The sequence below is a fragment of the Microbispora sp. H10949 genome (genome assembly GCF_014161435.1).
In the GTDB taxonomy this organism is placed as follows: Bacteria; Actinomycetota; Actinomycetes; order Streptosporangiales; family Streptosporangiaceae; genus Microbispora; species Microbispora triticiradicis.
The window spans coordinates 216092-231405 of sequence record NZ_JABBWZ010000011.1 but is presented as its reverse complement, the minus strand read 5'-3'; the positions used below and the strand labels follow the sequence as shown (position 1 = coordinate 231405).

The following is a 15314-nucleotide window of genomic DNA, read 5'->3' as shown; positions in this document are numbered from 1 at the left end:
GCGCGGGGAATGATTTGCGGCAATTAGGGGTGAATCTTCAAGTTTGTACTATTGCATCCTAATTAAGGTGTTTGGCGTAGATTTCGGGATGCGGCCATGGAAGGCCGTTCCCGGAGTAGGCGGTCGCGTGGGTTTTGGGGATCAGTGGTCGATCAGGAGTCGTGTCGCGCTGTTCACCGGCACGGCTGTCGCCCTGTTGTGCGTGGCGTTCTCGGTCGTGCTGGTGTGGGCGCTGCACCAGGCGGCATCCCGGCACCTCGTCAGTGAGGTGACTGCGGCGGGTGAGCGGGCGGCCTACCAGGTGGAACGCGCGCGGGATGGAGCCGTGCTGCCGCCCGAGTCCCCGGCTTCGAACGGGTCCGTGCAGGTGGTGGGCCCGGGGGGCCAGGTGCGTGCCGCGACGCCCGACATACGGGGCAAGCCGCCCATGGCGCGGTTCCGTCCGGAGGCGCCGCAGCGCAGGGCCGTCCAGGAGGTCTGCGGGGGCGTGTTCGGCGCCGGTCAGTGCCGGGTCGTGGTCGCGCAGCGGGTCTACCACGACGGCCGGGACTGGACCGTCTACAGCGCCGCGCCGGTGCGGACCTTCGACGTCCCACCTGGGCTGGTGGCCGGGCTGGCGGCCGGGTCCGCGCTCGTCACCGCCACGGTCGCGTACGGCGCCCGGCGCAGCGTCAGGCGGGCGCTCACGCCGGTGAAGGCCATCAGCGCGGAGCTCGACGAGATCAACACGTCCGAGCTCGGCCGGCGGGTGCCGGTCCCGGCGGGCAGGGGAGAGATCTACGACCTCGCCCGGAGCGTCAACTACACGCTCGACCGGCTGGAGGAGACCTTCGAGCAGCAGCGCCGCTTCACCTCCGACGCCTCCCACGAGCTGCGCAGCCCGATCACCGCGATCCGCGCGCAGGTGGAGGACGCGCTGCTGGCCCCCGAGGAGACCGACGTACGGGAGATCGGCGAGGCCGTGCTGAGGAGCATCGACCGCCTTCAGGCGATCGCCGCCGACCTGCTGACGCTGACCCGCCTCGACGCCGGCGCGCCGTGCGAACGCGAGCCGCTGGACCTCGGCCGGCTCGTGGCCGACGAGCTGGGCCACCGCCGGGCCGTGCACACGATGGTCCCGCGGCTGCCCCCCGGGGTGACCGTCCGGGGCGACCGCATCCGGCTGGGCCGCCTGATCACCAACCTGCTCGACAACGCCGACAGGCACGCCGCGTCCTCGGTGAGCCTGGAGGTCCGGCGGGACGAGTCGCCCGACGGCGACCCCCGCTTCCTGTCCGGCACCGCGGTGCTGGAGGTGCTCGACGACGGCACGGGGATCCCCGGAGACCAGCGCGAGCGGGTCTTCCAGCGGTTCACCCGCCTGGACACCGCCCGGAGCAGGGGCGCCGGAGGGGCCGGGCTGGGCCTGCCGATCGCCCGGCAGATCGCCGAGAGCCACGGGGGCACGCTGACGATCATCGACAGCCCGCGGGGCGCCCGCTTCCTGCTGCGCCTGCCGCTGTCACGGGAACCCTGACCTCCCTCGCGGCGACCCCCCTCAGCGGGCGGGCGGCGCCTCGGCGCGGCTCTCCGTCGTCGTGTCGTCATCGCGCCGGGTACGGCGCGGACGGGGCGCGGCGGCCCGGCGGGTCGTCGTGGAAGCCTGCCCGCCCGTGGGCGTTCCGGGGGCGTCGCCGGCGGGGTCCGTCCGGCCCTCCGGTGCGGCCGCGGAGGAAGCGGGACCGGCCGGCGTCTCCGGGGCCGCCGGAGTGTCCGTACCGGCTCGGGGGCCGGTTCGCGGGCCGGGCCGTGAACCGGAGGGCCGCGCCGCCGGGTCCGGCGTGCCCGCCCCCGCGTCCTGGTCCTCCCGGGACTCGCGGGGCTGCCGGGCCTCGCCGCGTGACTCACCGGCGTCGCGGGTGCCACGTGTCTCCCGGTCCTCGCCGGGCCACTGCGGGCGAAGTGCGGCGATCACCGCGTCGGCCTCGGCGTCGGCGGCGAACTCGCCGGCCGCCTCCGCCTCGCGGCGCTTGATGACCACCATGTGGTCCACCGAGACACGGCCGCCGCCGGTGACGGCGAGCAGCACGGACGCCGCCCCGAGCGCCACGATCAGCTCGATGGCGCCGCCCGTGAGGGGCAGGCCGGTGTCACCGGCGGTGACCACGAACACGGCGAGGGCCTCGGCGAACAGCAGCAGCCCGACGGCCGGCACGGCGAGACCCGCGATCAGCAGCGTGCCGCCCACCAGCTCGACCAGCATGGTGACGGCCGCCCAGAGGTAGGGCACGGGCGCGTGGAGTTCGGTGAACTGCGCCTGGGTGGCGTTGAGGCCGGCTTCGAGCTTCTGCCAGCCGTTGGCGAAGAAGATCCCGCCGACGCCCATGCGGGCGGCCAGCGAGGCCAGGTCGTGCAAGGTTTTCTTCACGGCTTCTCATCCTGGGGGCTGGGGGGCGGCTTGCCCGGATAATCTCCCCGGCCCGGCCGCCGTCATGCGCGGGCCAGGTCAGGCGTCCGCGCGCTCGGGCGCCGGGGTCTCGGTGCCGGGTTCGCCGGCCGGGTGACGGGGGAGCAGCAGGGCCACGGCCAGCGCGGTGAGCGCGAGCAGCGCCACGCTGACGACGACGGTGCTGTGCAGGGCGGTGACGAAGGCCGCGCGGGCGGCGGCCAGGAGCGCGTCCCCGGTGACGCCGCCGGCCTTCCCGGCCACGTGCGCGGCCGCGGCCAGCGACTCCCGTGCCTGCGTCATGAGGCCGGACGGGACGCCGGGGACGGTTCCGAGGGACGGGGCGTACACGATCGTGGTGATCGTCCCGAGTACGGCGATGCCGAGGCCGGCTCCGAGCTCGTAGGCGGTCTCCTCGATGGCGGCCGCGCCGCCGGCCCGCGACTCCGGCGCCGAGGCCATGATCGTGTCCGACGCCGCGAGCAGGGCGACCTCGACGCCGAAGCCGATCCCCGCGAAACACGCGATGAGCATCACGGGGTGCTGCTCGGTCCCCCAGGTCAGCACCGGGGCGAGGGACAGCGCGGTGAGCGCGAGGCCGCCGCCGACCGTCGCGCGCAGCCCGATCCGCCCCAGCACGTGCGCGGCGGCGAGGCCCCCGGCGACGGCCGCGACCATCAGCGGCAGCATCCGCACGGCGGCCTCCAGCGGGGACAGCCCCAGCACGAGCTGCAGATACTGCGCCAGCATCAGCTCCAGGCCGACCAGCGCGAAGACGGCCAGCACCACGCAGCCGACGCCGGTCGCGAAGCCGCGCTGGCCGAACAGCCCGATGTCGAGCAGGGGGAAGGCCAGCCGCCGCTGGCGCAGGACGAACCAGGCGAGCATCGCGGCGCCGGCCACGAGGACGACGAGCGCCGGGCCCCGGCCCAGCGTGTGCCCCGATCCCGCCTCCTTGAGCCCGAACGCGACCGACAGGATGCCGAGGGTCGACAGCGCGGCGCTGAGCGCGTCCCACGGGTGGTCGGCCCGCCTCGGCGAGGCGGGCAGGATCCGTACGGCGAACGGCAGGGCCACCAGCAGCAGCGGCACGTTGATGAGGAAGACCGCGCCCCACCACAGGTGCTCCACGAGCACCCCGCCGATCAGCGGCCCGACGGCCGCGCCCGCGGCGGCCACGGCGCTCCAGACGCCGAGCGCGACGGCCCGCTCCCGCCGGTCGGTGAACACCTGCCGGATGATCGACAGCGTCGCCGGCATGATCATCGCGCCGCCGACGCCGAGGAAGGCCCGCGCCACGATCAGCGCGAGCGGCGTCGCGGCGAACGCCGCCGCCAGCGAGGCCAGGCCGAACACCACGTAGCCGCCGAGCACGAACGGCCGCCTGCCGTACCGGTCGCCCAGCGTGCCGAACGTCACCAGCAGCGGCGCGACCACCAGCGAGTAGACGTCGATGATCCACAGGAGCTGGACGGACGACGGCTCCAGGGCGGCGGTGAGCGCGGGGACCGCGATGTGCAGCACGGTCGCGTCGACCGCGATCAGGAGCAGGCTGAAACACAGCAGCACGAGGACCGACCACCGGCTGACCCGGGGCTCGCGCAGGGCTCCCGCCGCGCGGACGGTGACGGACCCGACCGAAACCATGATCATAAACCGCTCAGTGCTCGCGGCCCCGCTGGAACATGCGTGGCAGCTTAAGCCATGGGAAGGGGATCTCTCAGCCCTTCCGGTGATGTCGGGAACACAGCGCCGGTTCCGTATCGTTCCAGGTGATCACAGGGACCGGCGGGTGCCTCGTCCACCGTGCCGCGCGGGGTCCACCCATTCCCTTCCCCCGTGCGGTATAACCGGGGTCGAAGCGGGGAGGCGTCGATGCGGGACTCCGACAGAGCACGGGCGGCGAGCCTCTTAAGTCGGACTGCGGCACGTGATCTGTTCGAACAGGTGCGTTTCCGCTATTTCCACCTTCCGCCGTTCGCGCGGCGCGTGCTGTTCGTGGTGCTGCTCGTCGCCGTCATGGGCGTGGCCGCGGCCCTCAACTGGTCGCTGATGCCCACCTTCATCGGCACCGTGACGGCGCTGGCCTTCGTCGCGCTGGCGCTCAGCTATCCCCGCGCCGCCGCGACCGTGCTGGTGCTCGCCGTGTGGGGCCTGCTGCTGCCGCTGTTCATGGTGGTGTACGGCGGGCAGTCGCCCGTGCCCGGCCTGCTGATGCTGCTCGGCGTGCTGGTCGCGATCTCGGCCCACCTGATCCGCTGGGTGCCGCCCTGGCTGACGACGCTCATGTCCCTGGCGGCCGCCGGGCTGGTCGCGCTGTCGCTGTCGCCGCTGTCCTCCTCCGCCGCCCTGTGGGGCGCGTACGGCGCGGCCGCCGCGGTGCTCCTCTACCGGCTGATCCTGGCCCGCAGGGTGCGCGCCGCCGCGGAGCGTGAGCCGATCGGCGGAGAGGCCCACGAGAGGCAGCAGGTCAGGGCGGGCGGTCACCGGCCGGCCGCGGCCGAGACCGGCGACCCGCCGCCGATCACCGTCGAGCAGGCTCTCGCCGAACTGGAGTCCATGATCGGCCTCGAACCGGTCAAGGAGCAGGTGCGGGCCATCGCCGCGTCCATCGAGGCGGCCAGGCTGCGCAGGGAGGCGGGCTACGCGAACGAGCGGCCCATGCGCCACTTCGTGTTCGTCGGCCCGCCGGGGACGGGCAAGACCAGCGTGGCCCGCACCCTCGCCAAGATCTTCTACGCCTTCGGTCTGCTGGAGACGCCCTTCGTGGTCGAGGCGCAGCGGGCCGACCTCGTGGGGGAGTATCTCGGCGCCACCGCGATCAAGACCAACGAGCTCATCGACCGGGCGCTCGGCGGGGTCCTGTTCGTCGACGAGGCGTACGGCCTGATCAACTCGGGCGACGGCCAGCCCGACCGGTTCGGCGCGGAGGCCGTGCAGACGCTGCTCAAGCGGGCCGAGGACGACCGTGACCGGCTCATCGTCATCCTCGCCGGATACGAGCGCGAGACGAACGACTTCCTGTCGTCCAACCCCGGGCTGTCCAGCCGGTTCGCCACCCGGGTCCGCTTCCCCAGCTACGACCCCGGCGAGCTGCTGGAGATCACCGAGGCGTTGCAGGAGCGCCGGGGCGACCGGCTCGCCCCCGAGGCCCGTCCCGTGCTGCGCCGCTTCTTCGAGGACGTCCACCGCCGGGGGCTCGTCGACGACCTCGGCAACGCCCGCTTCGCCCGCAGCCTCGCCGAGGCGGCCGCGCAGGCGCGCGACGTGCGGGTGGTGAGCGCGGGCGGGGCGCCGCGCGGCGAGGACCTGGTGACGATCACGGCCGGCGACGTGACCAAGGCGTTCGACGAGATCACCGCGCGCTACCGCGGCTACCAGGCCACGCCGACGCTGGACGAGGCGCTCGCGGACCTCGACCGGATGGCCGGGCTGGAGCCGGTCAAGCGGCAGGTCCACGCGATCACGGCCCAGCTCAAGGTGGCCAGGATGCGGCAGGAGCAGGGCCTGCCGGTCCAGTCGCAGATGCGGCACTTCGTGTTCGCCGGCCCGCCCGGCACCGGCAAGACGACCGTCGCGAGGATCCTCGGCCGGATCTTCTCGGCGCTCGGCCTGCTCGCCAGGCCCGACGTCGTGGAGGCGTCCAGGGCCGACCTCGTCGGCCAGCACCTGGGCGCCACCGCGATCAAGACCAACGAGCTGGTCGACCGGGCGCTCGGCGGCGTGCTGTTCGTCGACGAGGCGTACGGCCTGGTCAACTCCGGCTATTCGGGGGGAGACGCCTTCGGGGCCGAGGCCGTGCAGACCCTGCTGAAGCGGGCCGAGGACGACCGCGACCGCGTGGTGATCATCCTGGCCGGTTACGAGCGCGAGATGGACGCCTTCCTCGCCACCAATCCCGGCCTGGCCTCGCGGTTCAACCAGCGGGTGGCGTTCCCGTCCTACTCGCCGTCCGAGCTGGCCGAGATCGCCAATCTGCAGGCCGCCGCGGCCGGCGACAGGTTCGACGCCTCCGCGGGGCGCGACCTGGCCGACGTCTTCGACTGGGTCTGCCGTGAGGGGCTGATCGACGGGCTGGGCAACGGCCGCTTCGCCCGCTCGCTGTACGAGCGCGCGGCGCTGCGGCGCGACGTGCGCCTGGCCGCCCAGGGCACGGCGAACGCTGCCGAGCTGACCACGATAACCAGCGAGGACGTCCGCAGCGCGGTGGACGAGCTGTCCTGATCCGCGAGCCGCCCTGATCCGGGGGAGAGCCGCGTCGCGGCGATGCGTGTCCCGCTGACGGCGATCGTCACTTTCTGCTACTAATCTACTTCGTAGGGTAGCCGGAGGAGCGGAGAGACACGTGAGACCACGATGGCCGGTCGCCCTGGCCCTGCTCGCGGCGGTGTCGGCCGCGAGCGCGTGTGGTGCGCAGCGGGGGCCCGGTGAACAGGACGGCGCGCTCGCCCCCTCCCCGGTCAAGGCGTACGACATCAACCCCCTGCCCCGGGACAAGGTCAAGGACGGCGGCACCCTGCGGTGGGGGCTCGTCGACTTCCCCGCCCAGTGGAACCGCAACCACGTCGACGGCGACGGCAACGCGGTCGAGGCCGTGACCGACGCGCTCATGCCGCGCACGTTCCGGTCCGACGAGCGGGGACGGCCGTCCCTCGACACCGACTACGTGACCAACGCCCGCATCACCGCCACCTCTCCCCGGCAGGTCGTCACCTACTCGATCAACCCCAAGGCGCGATGGTCGGACGGCAAACCGATCACCTGGAACGACTTCGCCGCCCAGTGGAAGGCGATGAGCGGGCGCGACCACGACTACCGGGTCGACGCGGCCATCGCCTACGAGAACATCCAGAGCGTGGCCCGGGGGTCGAGCGACCGGGAGGTGGTGGTCACCCTCGCCCAGCCGTTCAACGAGTGGCAGTCGCTGTTCACGCCGCTGTACCCCAGCGTGACCAACGCGACGCCGGCCGCGTTCAACTCCGACTGGATCAACCGGATCCCGGTGACCGCCGGGCCGTTCCGGGTGGAGCGGCTCGACGCCAAGGGCAGGACGGTCACCCTCGCCCGCGACCCCGGCTGGTGGGGGAACCGGCCCAAGCTCGACCACATGGTGTTCCGGACGGTGCGGCCCGACCAGATGGTGCGCGCGTTCACCAAGGGAGACGTCGACGTGTTCGAGGTGGGCCCGTCCCCCGACGACTACGCGCGGGTCAGGGAGGCATGGGACGCGGTGGTCCGCCAGGCCGCCGGCACGCAGTACCGCCAGTTCACCGTGAACGGCGAGAGCCCGGTCCTGTCCGACGTCCGGGTGCGCCAGGCCGTCGCCGCGGCGCTCGACCGCCGCGCCCTCATGCAGGCCGACCTCAAGGGCCTCGGCTGGCCGACGGTGACCCTGGACAACCACTTCCTCATGAACAGCCAGTACGGCTACCACGCCAACGCGGCGGAGACCGGCGGCTACGACCCGGCCCTGGCCGGCCGGCTGCTCGACCAGGCGGGCTGGAAGATGTCCGGCAAGGCGCGGACGAAGAACGGCAAGCCGCTCACGCTGCGCTTCGTCGTCCCCGACGGAATCCCGCCGAGCCTCGCCGAGGCCCAGGCCGCCGGGCGGATGCTGCAGCGCGTCGGCGTGCGGACCGAGGTGCGCAAGGTGCCCTTCAACGACTTCTTCGGCAAGTACCTCATCCCCGGCGACTTCGACCTCACCGCCTTCGCCTACCCGAGCACGCCCTACCCGGTGTCCGGCGCCTTCGACGTCTACGCCGACGGCGAGCGCGGCAAGGGCGACGACGTCGAGTGGTACTCCAACCTGGGGCGCAGCGGCAGCAGGCAGATCGACCAGGCCATGTACCGCGCCGGCAGCGTGCTCGACCCCGCCAAGGTGCCCGGCCTGCTCAACGACGCCGACCGGCTGGTCTGGAAGGAGGTCAACGTGCTGCCGCTCTACCAGTGCCCGCAGGGCGTGGTGGTGCGGTCCGCGCTGGCCAACATCGGAGCCGGCGGCTTCTACGACCTCAGGTACGAGGACATCGGCTACGCCTCCTGACGGGCGCCGCCGGGACGGTCCGCCGTCCCCCGGTGGTGTGCCGCCTCATGGTGGCGGGCGGCCCGCCGTACCAGCCGGAACCGCAGCAGGTCGCCCGGCCGCGCCTGGGCGACCAGCGGCACGTCGGCGGCGGCGACCACGCCGACGACGGGATAACCCCCGGTCGGCGGGTGATCCGCCAGGAACACGATCGGCTGCCCGCCCGGCGGCACCTGGACGGCGCCGAGCGGCATGCCCTCACTGGCCAGCTCACCGGACCTGGCCCGCTCCAGCGGGACGCCGCGCAGCCGCGCCCCGACCCGGTTGCTGTCCGCCGTGACCTCGTACGCCGCCGCGCACAGGGCCGCGAGCGCCTCCGGGACGAACCAGTCGTCGCGCGGCCCCGGCAGCACCCGGACGACCGGGTGGCGGGGCAGCGGCGGCGGGGCGGCGAAGTCCGCGACGATCGCGGCGGCCACGGCCCCGGCGCCGACCGGCAGCGTCGCGCCCGCCCGCAGCGGAGGCGGCCCGATCCCCGACAGCGAGTCGGTCGAGCGGCTGCCCAGCACCCGCTCCACGCCGATCCCGTCGCGCACCGCCACGTAGGTCCGCAGGCCCCGGCGAGGCACGCCCAACCGCAGCACGCCGCCGGGCGGCACCCACACCGGCGCGTCCGTCCCGGCCGGCCGCCCGGCCGCCTCCACCGGGCACGGCGCCCCGGTGACCGCGACCCACGTCCCGGCGGTGAAGCGCAGCGCCGCCCCGCCGAGGGTCAGCTCGATGCCCGCCGCGGTCTCCGCGTTGCCGACCAGCCGGTTCGCCAGCCGCAGGCTCGGCCGGTCGGCCGCCCCCGACCTCGGCACCCCCAGATGGGCGTAGCCGGGCCGCCCCAGGTCCTGCACGGTCGCGTACGGCCCCGGCGCCAGCACCTCGACGACGGCGGTCACCGCCCCGCCTCCGGCCGGAACCGCACCCGCGTGCCGGGCGGCAGCATCGCCGGCGGGTCGGCCGCCGCGTCCCACACCCGCACGTCCGTACGCCCGAGCAGCCGCCAGCCGCCAGGAGAGGCCGCCGGGTAGACGGCGGAGTACGACCCGGCGATCGCCACCGAGCCGGGCGGCACGCTGGTGCGGGGCACCGCCAGCCGGGGCACGTGCAGCGCCGGATCCAGGCCGATCAGGTAGGCGAAGCCGGGGGCGAACCCGAGCCAGCCCACCGTGAACTCCGAGGCGGCGTGCCTGGCGGCCACCTCCTCGGCCGGCAGGCCGCTGAGCGCCGCGACCTCCGCCAGGTCCGCCCCGTCGTAGACCACCGGGATCTCCACGAGCCGCCCCGGCCCGCCCGCGCCCGCCGGGGCGAGCGCCGTACGCAGGAGCGAGGCGAGCAGCGCCTCCAGGCGCGGCAGATCGGCGGCGGGGGCCACGACGAGCACGGTCCGCGAGCCGGGCACGACGTCCTCCACCCCCGGCGGGGGATCGGCCCGCAGCAGCGCGTCCAGCCGGTGGGCCGCCTCCAGCGAGCCGGTCTCCACCAGCAGCGCGTGCTCGCCTGCCGGACGGATGGTCATGCGAACGGCCCCACCACGACACCCGCGTCCAACAGGGCCTGCCGGACGGCCCTGGCGATCCGCACCGAGCCGGGTGTGTCCCCGTGCACGCAGACGGACCGGGCGCCGACCCGCACCTCGCCGCCCTCGATCGTCGTCACCACGCCCTCGACGGCCATCCGCACGGCACGGGCCGCGACCTCGTCCGGGTCGTGCAGCACCGCGCCCGGCCGCCGCCGCGGCACCAGCGTCCCCTCCGGCGTGTAGGCGCGGTCGGCGAAACACTCGGCCACCGTGGGCACGCCGTGCCGGCCGGCCACCCGCGCCAGGGCCGACCCCGGCAGCGTGAGGATCGGCAGCGCCGAGGCGGCGGGGGTGAAGGCCGTGACGGCCGCCACCACGGCCTCCGCCTGCTCCTCGTCACGGCAGGCGCGGTTGTACAGGGCGCCGTGCGGCTTCACGTACGACACCCGCCCGCCCATCGACCTCGCCATCCCGTCGAGCGCGGCGAGCTGGTAGAGCACGTCGGAGCACAGCTCCTCCGGGTCCACCTCCATCTCCCGGCGGCCGAAGCCCGCCAGGTCGCGATAGGAGACCTGGGCGCCGATCGCCACGCCGCGGTCCACCGCCGCCGCGCAGGTCCGGCGGATGATCAGCGGGTCGCCCGCATGGAAGCCGCACGCCACGTTCGCGCTCGTCACCAGGTCGAGCAGGGCCAGGTCGTCGCCCAGCCGCCAGATCCCGTAGCCCTCCCCGAGATCGGCGTTCAAATCCATGACTCTGGTCATCTGGTGGTCTCCCCGTTGGCCATGTCCATCCTGCCGCAGGGGTCAGAGGGGAGGTTCGTCGGGGATGTCGGCGATGTCGTCGAGGGCGGCGGCGAGTTCGTCCGGGTGGTCGCCGATGCGCTCGGCGATCTCGATCAGGACGTGCAGCACGTCGTGCCGGTCGTGCCCGAGGTCGAGCAGGCGCTGGGCGGCCTCCCACAGCTGGGGCGGGTCGCCGACCCACAGGCGGCTCGCGATCTCCTCGTGCCAGGCCAGGTGCTCCTCCAGGTCGGCGCGGCCCAGCTCGCCGGTGTGGTCGATCTCCAGCAGGATCCGCCGGTCCGCCTCGTCCGCCGGGTTGAGCAGGTCGAGGTTGGTCGCGCCGCGCATGCCCTGGAGGAGGGGGAACGCGAAGGCCCGCCGGGCCAGCGCCGACAGGTCGCCGTCGGGCAGGAGCCGTTCCACGAGGGAGCGGTCCAGCCCGAAGGTGGCCGGGTCCCGGTAGGCCTCGGTGAACCGGCCCATGGCCTCCCAGACCGCGTCGAGCGTCGCCCGCACGCCCTGCTCCGGCAGCCCGATCCGGGGCCCCGCGAAGCGGACCCACGCCGACAGCACGTGCGGCATCGCGTCCTGCTCGGCCGGGGTGAGCAGGACCTTGCGCGGCAGCCAGTCCAGCAGGAACGTCTCGCACTTGGTCGGGCTGACCCGCGTCGGCCGGCCGAAGTCCTGGTCGCAGCCGTACTCGATGATGTGGTCGGCGCACCGCGAGGCGGCCGACGGGTCCGACAGGTTCTCCGCCGCGTCGGAGGCGAGGAACTCGGCGGCCAGCATCGCGCGGCGGTCGCGGCTGTAGGGGGCCTCGGTGTGCGCCGGGGCGGGCCGCAGGCGCCCGGGCGGCAGCGCCTTGATCCGGGCCCGCGCGAAGGCGTGGTAGGCGCTGTAGCTGTCGCTGACCAGCTTCGGTCCCTTGCGGTTGTGCGCGGCGGCCCTGGCGGCCTTCATCGCGAACTCCAGCAGCGCCCGCGCCTGCTGCGGCTCCAGCTCCTCGAACCGGAGCAGCTCGTTGCCGGACGCCTCCAGCCTGGCCTGGTCGAGCAGCTTGTCGACCTGGGAGGACACCCAGGCGTCCCGGGCCATGCCGCCCATGTTGTAGTCGACGACCACGACCAGCGCGTGCCTGTCCTCGCCGTTGTAGGCGAAGGTGCAGACCACGGTGTCCTGGTCGCCGTACACGTCCCTGGAGACGTAGCAGCCGGCCGGCTTGACCGCGCCGACGCGGTCCGCCCAGCCGGGCCGGGCGACGCCGGACTCCATCAGCGCGAGCGCGGCGCCCTCCGCCTTGGCCGCCTGCCGGGCGGTGCCGAGGTAGGCGACGGAGACGAGCAGGGACAGGGCCGCGGGGGTGCCCGCCTTGGCCGCGTAGTCGACCAGTCCCTCGCCGAGGATCTGCTCGACGTCGCCGCCGCGCAGCCGCCTGCCCCACCACGCGCCGAGCATGTCGGAGACCATGAGCTCCGCGTCGAGCGGGCTGCGCACGGCCAGCAGCTCCCTGGCCGCCAGCAGCATCTCCGCGAACACGTCGTCCGGCGGCCGGGTCCCCCGGGGGTCACGTCGGCGCCGGTGACTCACGAGATCTCGCTCCGCTCGCTCACGGTCACCACCCTCTCGCATTCCCGCCGGGAAGGGCACCATGAACGCGGCCCGGTGACTTCCCCGTTATCTGCCGCTCCCGGCCCTGCCGTGCCGTACGGCCGCCGCCGGCGCGCCGTACGGCGCCTCAGCGCCGGGAAGGCGGCGCCGAGTTCACCAGTCCCAGGAGGCGCTCACGGGCCACCCTTCCGGCGATCTCCGGTGTGACCGCCACCCCCAGGTGCTCACCGCAGGCCCAGGCGTCGGCGACGCAGCGGGCGACGGTGGACAGGGGAACGGTCAGGAACTCCGCGGCGAGCCGGTTGACCACCGGTTCCACCAGCTCCCGGAGCCTCGGCTCCGGCGATGGGCCGCCATCGATTCGTGCTGCGAGTACGGGCATCGACTGCATTCCTCGCTGAATGGGGACCTGCCGCCCCCAATTCCACCTCTTTCCGCGGCTGTGTCAACCCTCCGTTCTTCATGCTCCCTGCCAGTTCGCCGCCCTGCTCGCCGTCCACCGGTGTCCAGGGGCGGCGACGGCCCGCGTCCGGGCACTCGCGGCCCACCTCTCCGAGCACTACGATGGCCCGGCCGACGCCGAGAGCCTGCGACCGGTCCCCACGACCAAGCAGGAGGCGAAGCGGGCGGCCAAGAAGTAGGCCGGATCTTCCTGCGCGAGGTGCCGGTCTTTTGACAGGATGCGTTGACCGCATGGCTGGCGGGGCTTCCGTCCGCGCATGCCGATCGCCGATGATGTAGGGCAGATCGCGCTACCAAACACAGTTATGGAGATGTGCCTCGTGGGAGACGCTGGCACGCGACGGAGGTGCCGACCATGAGCGCCGAAACCTCCGTGCCCCGGCCCCGGGAGTCCGGTTTGGACATCTCAGACTCCGACCTCTTCAGAGGCCTGATGTCGGAGGCGCCCTTCGCCTTCGCGTTTTTCGACCCTTCAGGGCGGTTCGTCCGAGTCAACTCGACCTTCACCGAGTTGACCGGTCATCCTGTCGAGCTGCATCTCGACCGCCTCCCGGCCGAGCTGCTGCCGGCCGATCTGACCGCGCTGATCGAGTCGGCGCTGCGCCGGATCGCCGACGAGGGCCTGCCGGTCACCGACCAGCCGTACCCGACCAGGGCGGAGAACGGCGACGCGCGGCACTGGACCGTGTCGTTCTTCCCGCTCCGCGGTGACGACGGCGTCCTCGGGACCGCCCTGTTCGGGGTGGACCTGACCGAACGGCAGATGAACAAGGAAGTGCTGGAGCGCAGCGAGGAACGCTACCGCTCTCTCGTGGAGTCGCAGCAGCAGCTCGTCGGGATCACCTCGCCGAACGGCGGGGTGATCGAGGACGCGCCCCAGTGGCGGGCCGTCACCGGCCAGGGCCTGGAGGAGTACCTCGCGCACGGCTGGCTGGAGGCGGTGCACCCGGACGACCGCCCCGGCACCGACGAGGCATGGCGCGAGGCGCTGCGCGGCCGGACGATGTTCGAGTGGAGCTACCGGGTGCGCACCCGGGCCAGCGGCTACCGGCACTTCGAGGTGCGGGCCGTCCCGATCATGCGGCTCGGCCGCGTGGTGGAGTGGGTCGGCGCGAACACCGACGTCACGCCGCAGCGCGAGGCCGAGGACATGCGGGGACGCCTGACCGACCAGCTCGGCGCGGCCGCCCTGCGCACGGCCCGGCTCCAGGGCGCGACGGCGCAGCTCGCCGAGGCGCTGACGGTCGAGCAGGTGGTGCAGGTCATCATCGACGTCGGGCGGACGGCGCTGGCCGCCGACCACTCGGCCGTGGCCCTGCTCGACGACAACAGGGCCACCCTGAAGGTGATCAACAGCGGTGGCACCCCCGACGCACCGGGCGAGGACATCGACCTCGCCCACCCCAGCGTCATGACGATGGCGGTGAACAGCCGCAGGCCCGTCTTCGCCGAGTCCCTGGACAGCCTGCGCACCCAGCTGGTCGACGCCGGCGCCGACGAGACGCAGATCGCCAAGTTCCTGGAGCAGACCGAGGAGCGGGCCTGGGTGGGCCTGCCGCTGCTCGCGGCCGGTCGTGCGCTCGGCGCGCTGCGGTTCTCGTTCAACCGGTCGCAGAAGATCTCGCAGGAGGACGGCGTCTTCTTGGAGGCGCTCGCCGGTCAGTGCGCGCTCGCGGTCGAGAGGGCCACGCTGTTCGAGCGTGAGCACCGGACTGCTGAAACGTTGCAGCGGAGCCTGCTGCCCGACCGGCTGCCGGTGGTGAGCGGCCTGAAGCTGGCCCAGCGCTTCCGCTCCGGCTCCCGCCACGTGCAGGTCGGCGGCGACTGGTACGACGCGTTCGTCCTGCAGGACGGGCGGGTCGCGGCCGTCGTCGGCGACGTCATGGGCAAGGGCGTCAAGGCCGCCGCGGGAATGGGCCGGATCCGCAACGCCATGCGGGCCCTCGCCCTGACCAACCCGCCGCCCGCGGCGGTGCTCACCGGGCTGGACCGGGTCTTCGAGGCCACCGAGGAGGAAGAGCAGGTCACGACGCTGGCGTACATGGTCGTCGAGCCTGGAACCGGGGAGGGCACGCTGGCCCTGGCCGGTCACCCGCCGCCGCTGCTGGTCTCGCCGCAGGGCGTCGGCCTGCTGCACGAGACCGAGCCGGGCACGCCGCTCGGCTGGGCCACCAGCCGCAAGCAGTACCGGTTCTGCGTCCCTCCGGGGCACACGGCCGTGCTGTACTCGGACGGGCTCGTGGAGAACCGCAAGCGCGGTCTGGACGCCGGGCTCAGGGAACTCTCAAGCGTCGTGGCCGAAGCGCCGCCGGAAGTCGTGGCCAGTCCACATATGCTGCTCGATTTCCTGGTGGAGCGCATGCTGTCCGGGTATGAACAGGATGACGACGTAACGGTACTCGCGGTCCACGTCCCACCGGCCACGAAGAGTGACTGAAT

Annotated in this window: 11 protein-coding genes; 4 read left to right on the top strand and 7 right to left on the bottom strand. The window is 73.5% G+C overall.

The window, feature by feature from the left end; translation table 11 throughout:
• The first annotated feature begins 127 nt into the window (after positions 1 to 127).
• On the top strand, positions 128 to 1516 hold the full coding sequence (locus HHX40_RS27685; RefSeq protein ID WP_310738317.1) for a sensor histidine kinase: 1389 nt from the start codon (positions 128 to 130) through the stop codon (positions 1514 to 1516).
• A gap of 21 nt (positions 1517 to 1537) precedes the next feature.
• On the opposite strand, the gene HHX40_RS27680 is transcribed toward HHX40_RS27685, so the two are convergent.
• The gene (locus HHX40_RS27680; protein ID WP_182882911.1) at positions 1538 to 2407 is read right to left on the bottom strand and encodes a DoxX family protein; all 870 of its coding nucleotides are present in this window, start codon (positions 2405 to 2407) and stop codon (positions 1538 to 1540) included.
• Positions 2408 to 2485: 78 nt separating this feature from the next.
• A complete protein-coding gene (locus HHX40_RS27675; RefSeq protein WP_220499647.1) occupies positions 2486 to 4078 on the bottom strand; it encodes an MFS transporter in 1593 nt (530 codons plus the stop codon).
• 222 nt (positions 4079 to 4300) lie between these two features.
• Between HHX40_RS27675 and HHX40_RS27670 the strand changes: the two genes are divergently transcribed.
• The gene (locus HHX40_RS27670) at positions 4301 to 6649 is read left to right on the top strand and encodes an AAA family ATPase (RefSeq protein WP_182882910.1); all 2349 of its coding nucleotides are present in this window, start codon (positions 4301 to 4303) and stop codon (positions 6647 to 6649) included.
• Between the two features lie 121 nt (positions 6650 to 6770).
• The gene (locus HHX40_RS27665; protein WP_182882909.1) at positions 6771 to 8471 is read left to right on the top strand and encodes an ABC transporter family substrate-binding protein; all 1701 of its coding nucleotides are present in this window, start codon (positions 6771 to 6773) and stop codon (positions 8469 to 8471) included.
• Here the strand turns inward: HHX40_RS27665 and HHX40_RS27660 are convergent.
• The 5 genes from HHX40_RS27660 to HHX40_RS27640 all read right to left on the bottom strand — a co-directional run bounded on the left by HHX40_RS27660 (position 8459) and on the right by HHX40_RS27640 (position 12795).
• On the bottom strand, positions 8459 to 9397 hold the full coding sequence (locus HHX40_RS27660; protein WP_182882908.1) for a biotin-dependent carboxyltransferase family protein: 939 nt from the start codon (positions 9395 to 9397) through the stop codon (positions 8459 to 8461). The genes HHX40_RS27665 and HHX40_RS27660 overlap by 13 nt on opposite strands.
• Entirely contained in the window at positions 9394 to 10017 is a 624-nt protein-coding gene (locus HHX40_RS27655; RefSeq protein ID WP_182882907.1) for a 5-oxoprolinase subunit B family protein, read from the bottom strand. Before HHX40_RS27655 ends, HHX40_RS27660 begins: the two co-directional genes overlap by 4 nt.
• Positions 10014 to 10784 (bottom strand): LamB/YcsF family protein, encoded by a 771-nt coding sequence (locus tag HHX40_RS27650; RefSeq protein WP_220499646.1) that lies wholly within the window; start codon positions 10782 to 10784, stop codon positions 10014 to 10016. The genes HHX40_RS27655 and HHX40_RS27650 overlap by 4 nt, the downstream gene beginning before the upstream one ends.
• 42 nt (positions 10785 to 10826) lie before the next feature.
• The gene (locus tag HHX40_RS27645; RefSeq protein ID WP_182882997.1) at positions 10827 to 12329 is read right to left on the bottom strand and encodes a hypothetical protein; all 1503 of its coding nucleotides are present in this window, start codon (positions 12327 to 12329) and stop codon (positions 10827 to 10829) included.
• Positions 12330 to 12540: 211 nt separating this feature from the next.
• Positions 12541 to 12795, bottom strand: a complete 255-nt coding sequence (locus HHX40_RS27640) for a hypothetical protein (protein WP_182876530.1) — start codon at positions 12793 to 12795, stop codon at positions 12541 to 12543.
• Between the two features lie 435 nt (positions 12796 to 13230).
• Here HHX40_RS27640 and HHX40_RS27635 point away from each other — a divergent pair, with 435 nt between their 5' ends.
• Positions 13231 to 15312, top strand: a complete 2082-nt coding sequence (locus tag HHX40_RS27635) for a SpoIIE family protein phosphatase (RefSeq protein ID WP_182882906.1) — start codon at positions 13231 to 13233, stop codon at positions 15310 to 15312.
• Positions 15313 to 15314 lie beyond the last annotated feature (2 nt).